Origin of the sequence: Streptomyces thermovulgaris (assembly GCF_002155915.1) — a bacterium.
GTDB classification, from domain to species: Bacteria; Actinomycetota; Actinomycetes; order Streptomycetales; family Streptomycetaceae; genus Streptomyces; species Streptomyces thermovulgaris.
In genome coordinates this window covers 1-3274 of record NZ_MUME01000359.1, presented here as the reverse complement: position 1 = coordinate 3274, position 3274 = coordinate 1, and the positions used below count along the sequence as shown (strand labels likewise).

Genomic DNA, 3274 nt, shown 5'->3' with positions numbered 1-3274 from the left:
GCCGGGACCTGCCCCGGCCGGGCTCGGTCGGTCTCGGTCGACGGTCGGCCGGGGCAGGTCCCGGCCGACCGTCGCGGTGGTCATCCCGTGAGGCTGCACTCGGTGAGCAGCTCCGAGGGAGTGGCGTCCTCGGGCCGGGCGACGGTGCGGTTCGCGGGCGGGCGCCGCCCCTCGTCGAGCCAGCTCTCCAGGGCGGTGAAGGCCGCGCGGTGGCAGGGCAGAAGGGGCCGGAGCCGATCGGGGAAGCCGTCGACGAGGGAGTCGGTGTGCGTGCCGTCCTCGATGCGGTAGTAGCGGTGCAGAGAGCCGCGGCCCGAGGCACGGACCATGCGGGCGTAGACGTCCGAGCTCTTGCCGATGGGCAGCAGGACGTCCAGGGTGCCGTGGATGGTGATCAGCGGTTTGCCGATGCGGCCGGTCAGCGCGACGCGCCGTACGGCCCGGTGGACCTCGGCGGGACGGGCGGCGTAGTCGTAGTCGGCGTCGCAGGCGGGGGTCCCGGGGGCGCAGTACGGTGTGCCGGCCTCCGTCGCACCGTCGAAGCCGGGGTCGAACTCCTCGCGGTAGATGCGCTGGGTCAGGTCCCAGTAGACCTGGTGGTGGTAGGGCCACAGGAACTCCGAGCCGGCCGGGAAGCCCGCGCGGTGCAGTTCCCGGCGCGCCCGTTCGGCGCCGCGGCCGCCCGCCGCGTGGACGGGGTAGTGGCGCAGGGCGGGCGGCAGGAAGGTGAACAGGTTGGGACCCTGCGCATGCCAGAGGGTGCCCTCCCAGTCGACGCCGCCGTCGTACAGCTCGGGGTGGTTCTCCAGCTGCCACCGTACGAGGTAGCCGCCGTTGGACATTCCCGTGACCAGGGTGCGCGCGGGCGGCCGGTGGTACCGCTGGGCGACCACCGCGCGGGCGGCCCGGGTCAGCTGGGTGAGCCGGGTGTTCCACTCGGCGACGGCGTCCCCGGGCCGGGAGCCGTCACGGTGAAAAGCGGGACCGGTGTTGCCCTTGTCGGTGGCCGCATAGGCGTAGCCGCGGGCGAGCACCCAGTCGGCGATGGCCCGGTCGTTGGCGTACTGCTCCCGGTTGCCGGGGGTGCCGGCCACCACCAGGCCGCCGTTCCAGCGGTCGGGCAGCCGGATGACGAACTGCGCGTCGTGGTTCCAGCCGTGGTTGGTGTTGGTGGTCGAGGAGTCCGGGAAGTAGCCGTCGATCTGAATGCCCGGCACCCCCTGGGGAACGGCGAGACCCTCGGGGGTGAGACCGGCCCAGTCGGCCGGGTCGGTGTGGCCGGACTCCACCGTTCCCGCCGTGGTCAGCTCGTCCAGGCAGGCGGTCTGCTGATGGGCGGCCCCCGGGACCCGGAGGTGGGACTGGTGGGCGCAGTGGCCGGCGGTGCGGTCGGGGGCCGGCCGGGCCGAGGCCGGCGAGGGAAGCAGGGTCAGGGCGGTGGCCAGGGCGAGCGCCCCGAGCGCGGTGCGCCCTCTGCGGCCCGCAGGGGCGCCGGGGGACGGGGACGACGGGGACCACGAGGAGGACGAGGACGGTGAGGACGGCGAGGGCGGTGAGGACGGCGAGGGCGATGAGGGCGACGGGGACACGGGTGGCCTCCAGTGAGCGGCGAAGGACGGACGGGGCTGGAGGCTAGGTGGCGGACCCGGCACAGGAACATGTGTGTGCCCGCCATGGTCATGGCTGTTCTCAGGTGGGCCGCCACCATGACGGGCAGGGACACGGAACCACGGGCAGGGACGCGGAACCGTGGAGGCCGCGGAACGGCAGCCACGGTCACGACCGGTCCCGCGTCAGCCGCAGGTGCCGTCCGCGAGGGTGAAGTAACCGGCGGGCGACTCCTTCAGGGTGCGGACGACGAAGGTGTTGTACAGCCCCATGTTCTGTCCGGACCCCTTGGCGTAGGCGTAGCCGCCGGCGGTGTAGGCGCGCCCTGCCTGGACGTGGGCGTAATTGGTGGCGGTCCAGCAGGCGACCACGGTGCCGGTGGTCCGCGCGGTGATCGTTCCGGAGAGCCGTCCCGTCCTGCCGGCGGCATCGCGGGCGGCGACCGCGTAGGTGTGGGAGGAGCCCGCGGTCAGGCCGGTGTCGGTGTAGGACGGGGAGTCCGCCGTGCCGACCGGGGCACCGTCGCGGTACACGGTGTACCCGGCGGCGCCGTCGACGGGGTTCCAGCCCAGGCGGATGGTGGTGTCGGTGGCCTCGGTCACGGCCAGGCCGGTCGGGGCGGGCAGCGTGCCGTCCTCGGAGCCGGGCTCCGTCAGACCGAAGAACCGGGCGATCCAGTAGCCGGAGCAGATGGAGTCCAGGAAGTGGGCGGTGCCGGTGCTGCCGCACTGCTGCTCCCCGCTGCCCGGGTCGACGGGCGTGCCGTGTCCGATGCCCGGGACCCGGTTCACCTCGACGGCCACCGTTCCGTCCGCGGCGGCGTACTCCTCGTGCCGGGTGGAGTTCGGGCCGATGACGGACGTACGGGTCGGCGTCTGGGACAGGCCGTGCAGCGCGGTCCACTGGTCGCGCAGTTCACCGGCGTTGCGCGGCACGACCGTGGTGTCCCCGTCCCCGTGCCAGACGGCCACACGGGGCCAGGGACCGGACCACGAGGGACGGGCCTCACGAACCCGCTGCGCCCACTGGGCCGGGGTCAGGTCGGTTCCGGGGTTCATGCAGGTGAAGGCGCTGACGACGTCATTGGCGCATCCGTAGGGCAGACCCGCGACGACCGCACCGGCCCGGAAGACGTCCGGGTACATGGCGAGCATCACCGACGTCATGGCCCCGCCGGCGGACAGACCGGTGACATGGATCCGCTGGGGGTCCGCTCCGTAGGCGGAGACCGTGTGCGCGGCCATCTGCCGGATCGACGCGGCCTCGCCCTGCCCCCTGCGGTTGTCGGCGGGCTGGAACCAGTTGAAGCACTTGTTCAGGTTGTTCGCGGGGGTGGTCTCGGCGAACACCACCAAGAACTCGTACCGGTCGGCGAGTTCGGGCAGACCGGAGTTGTCGGCGTACGTCTGGGCGTCCTGACCGCAGCCGTGCAGCGCGAACACCACCGCGGGCCGGTCGGGCAGGGACGTGGGCCGGTAGACGTACATGTTCAACCGGCCCGGATTGGCACCGAAGTCGGTGACCCTGGTCAGGCCGACCGCGGCATGGGCGCTCGGCGCCGGACCGGCCAGGGCCGCCGCGAGAACCAGGACCACGGCGGCCAGGAGACGGAAGACCCACCCGCGCCGCACCCGTCCCGACGGGCGCGGCAGCGGACCGGTGGACG

Annotated in this window: 2 protein-coding genes; both read right to left on the bottom strand. The window is 73.3% G+C overall.

All coding sequences use genetic code 11. The features are described from left to right. Positions 1-80 precede the first annotated feature (80 nt). On the bottom strand, positions 81-1589 hold the full coding sequence (locus tag CCN35_RS24100) for a 3-hydroxybutyrate oligomer hydrolase family protein (RefSeq protein ID WP_086794335.1): 1509 nt from the start codon (positions 1587-1589) through the stop codon (positions 81-83). Positions 1590-1793: 204 nt separating this feature from the next. Further along, a complete protein-coding gene (locus tag CCN35_RS24095) occupies positions 1794-3140 on the bottom strand; it encodes an extracellular catalytic domain type 1 short-chain-length polyhydroxyalkanoate depolymerase (RefSeq protein ID WP_425444318.1) in 1347 nt (448 codons plus the stop codon). Positions 3141-3274: the final 134 nt, after the last annotated feature.